Source organism: Hoylesella pleuritidis (genome assembly GCF_963541955.1).
GTDB lineage: Bacteria > Bacteroidota > Bacteroidia > Bacteroidales > Bacteroidaceae > Prevotella > Prevotella pleuritidis.
In genome coordinates this window covers 1-2,818 of sequence record NZ_CAUTUT010000030.1, presented here as the reverse complement: position 1 = coordinate 2,818, position 2,818 = coordinate 1, and the positions used below count along the sequence as shown (strand labels likewise).

Sequence of the window (2,818 nt, the reverse complement as noted above, 5' to 3'; positions counted from 1 at the left end):
TCTCTAATACTTCTGCAATGGCCTCCTTGAGGTCTTCCTTTTGCAGCATAATGAAATTACCTTGCATAACACGAAATTAAAAAGTTATGCTGCAAATATCACAGGTGGAAAAGTGGCTGCAAGTGGCACCTAAAGAAAAATGTAACCTTTGATATTTTTGTGAATAATCCACTGATATACAATAGCTTCCAATGTACGGTTTTACTCTGTATTTTGGCCAACGACAGATAAGTGGGGATAAGTGGGCGTGTTTGGGAATCACATGGTATCGTATGAAACGCACAAATAGCGTATTTCCGAAGTGGAGATACGCTATTTGAGTATAGGATAGATATAGAAAATTGTCATGTACGACTATATTTCCTGAAAAGATGCCCAATCTGTTCCATCTTTTTATGGTACGCTTCCGTCACGCTATCGCTCCCTTTGTACTTCTTGTTAATATTTTCAACTTTATAGCCACATTCTTTGGCTATATCTTCGAGCCAAGTGGTACGAATATCCTCGGGCAACAAGAGAGATAGATCATGCAGAATTTTATACATGAGCATTTTCTTCTGCGAACATGTGACGAGGTGGCTTGTATGCGATTTGCGTGTAATGATACTTTTGAATTCATCTGGTGAGACTAAGTCTTTGAATATTTCTCCGTTGAATCTTTTATAAAGTTCTTCCAACAAGCCATCAGGGAAATGATAATCATCTTCTGCTTTAGGTACAATTGGTGATAGTTTGTTCGCTTTATCTTTTAGCTGGTCTTTCTGCCCTATTACCATTTGTCCATTACAACTTTCTTTCTCAGCAACATAAAATAATGTGCCCTCATGTCTCCCAAGATTAATCGTGTATTTACGGAACATATCTAAGTTCCATTCACCACGCTCCAAATCGTCTGACTAATTCAATTTTACACTCCACTGAGCAAAGTTCGTATGCTCAAAGGGATGGTCAAGGTCATATCTGCGACAGTAATTGTAGGCAGATGTGAAACCATTCACGTACCAGCGACTTACTTGTGAGCTTAGTAAACCGGCTTCTTTGTTTCCTGTGGATTCAGAGTGCCTATCAAAGATGCGCTGTAATAGAGCCAGTGCATTGGTGGTAATCATGGCTTGTCTCGGTTCCTTATCCCATGTGGCAACATAGAGGGAATATCCATCAACAGTTTTGGAACTGAATTCTTGGTAATCACCCTTAAACCATGGAAGGATTTTCTCCTGAAAGAAATCGTATAGTGTCATTATATTGCTTTATAGGTTCGGTTCTTATTACTTCCACACGCCTCAATTCGCCCTTGCTCAACCAAGGTACTGAGATAATAACGAGATTGCGATGACTTCAATCCAAATGCTTGCATTATATCAGATGTCTTGACTTCTCCATTCTTCGCAATATAATCCAATATCACCTGCATTTTATCGCCGGTTTTATCGCCAATTTCTGATTTTATCGCCGGTTCATTAGGCGTTTTATCGCCGGAACTTATCTTTATCGCCGTTTTATCGCCGGTTTCTGCGTTTATCGCCGTATTGTCATGGTCTTTACCGCCAGCTAACTCATTTTCCATCATATCATCGAAAGCCTTTTCAAACAACACCTCCGAAAGATTTTTGCAATGTAGTCTCAAAATGGTTCGGTCTGGGTTGTGCGTGTCTTCCCACGTCGGCTGTTCACCGTATGCCGATTTCCAGCCATCGATAATGGTTGGGATGCCACTACCGGCACGTTCTCCAAGGTCAATGAGGGCGAACATCTTAAAAAGAATTGCATTGCGAGGGTCGGAAACGCCACCACTCATGGCCTCTTTCATACCTATTCGGAAATCACCCGGGTTCTCAAAGGTGTAACCATCAGGATATTTCTTGATGACCACCCCACGTCTGCCATAATAGTCGGCATTAACCAACGTATTCAATAATGCTTCGCGCACGGCCTTATGAAGTGGGGTGTCATCCACTCGCATCATTCCCTCCAACTTGAAAGGACGAGGAAGATCATGGCTAAGTTTGTTAGCAACGGCAAAGAAGAAATCGAATACATTGCCACTCCATTCGCCCGATGAAGAAGCCAGTCTGTCCACCCAACGGATGCTCGGATCTCGATGGTCTTGATAGTCGAGGAAATATTGAGGATATTCTGAGAGAATCTCGTTTTCATACCCAAACATCAATAATCCTGCCATTGTAGGATAAAACTTACCCTCATCAGCATCGTAACCAATGGCTCCTATTTTACCAAGGAACTCTTCGTCACCCAGTTTCGACCAAACGTGATTGATATGAGAAATATTGAAAATATTCCGATAGCTATGTACTGTGTCCATGCAGAATACTTTCATATCGCGGTGCTTGAGCAATTTACGGTCTTGGGTCAGTTGATAAGCATCCCGATACATGGCCGATACCTCCTCGTGAGAGCAATGGTAATCGCCTTCACCGTTGCGCCGGTATGAGCCGGACATCGGATCTTGACCGACATAGACAGGACGAAGGTATCGGTCGGCACGGGGCACACGAATAGAGATTATTTTCTTGCCTTCGTAGTCCTCTACCGTCACATCCTTTTCAACAAGAAGATTGACATTGATTTTCTGGCGGTTGTTGACCATATTCCAAAAATCCTTCAGCATTTGGTCGGCATTCTGCACACCCAACACTTCAAAAGAGCCATCTTTCTTTTCGTCAACACCAAGCAGTATAATACCACCATCGGTATTAGCAAAAGAAGAATATGTCTCCCACATCGAGTTAGGGATGCCTCCTTTTGCCTTCTTAGCCTCCAGCCGATTACCTTCCCTGTATGAACTGATTTCTTGTAT

The 2,818-nt window shown here is 42.4% G+C and carries 2 protein-coding genes and 1 pseudogene; all 3 read right to left on the bottom strand.

Annotated features, from left to right (window positions below; translation table 11 throughout):
* A pseudogene (locus RWY97_RS09885) lies at window positions 1-67 on the bottom strand (DNA-binding protein); the annotation flags it as partial.
* Between the two features lie 277 nt (window positions 68-344).
* On the bottom strand, window positions 345-887 hold the full coding sequence (locus tag RWY97_RS09880; RefSeq protein WP_315566944.1) for a hypothetical protein: 543 nt from the start codon (window positions 885-887) through the stop codon (window positions 345-347).
* Window positions 888-1,240: 353 nt separating this feature from the next.
* Window positions 1,241-2,818 (bottom strand): DUF8451 domain-containing protein (locus RWY97_RS09875; protein ID WP_315566943.1); only part of this gene is annotated, 1,578 nt, incomplete at its 5' end.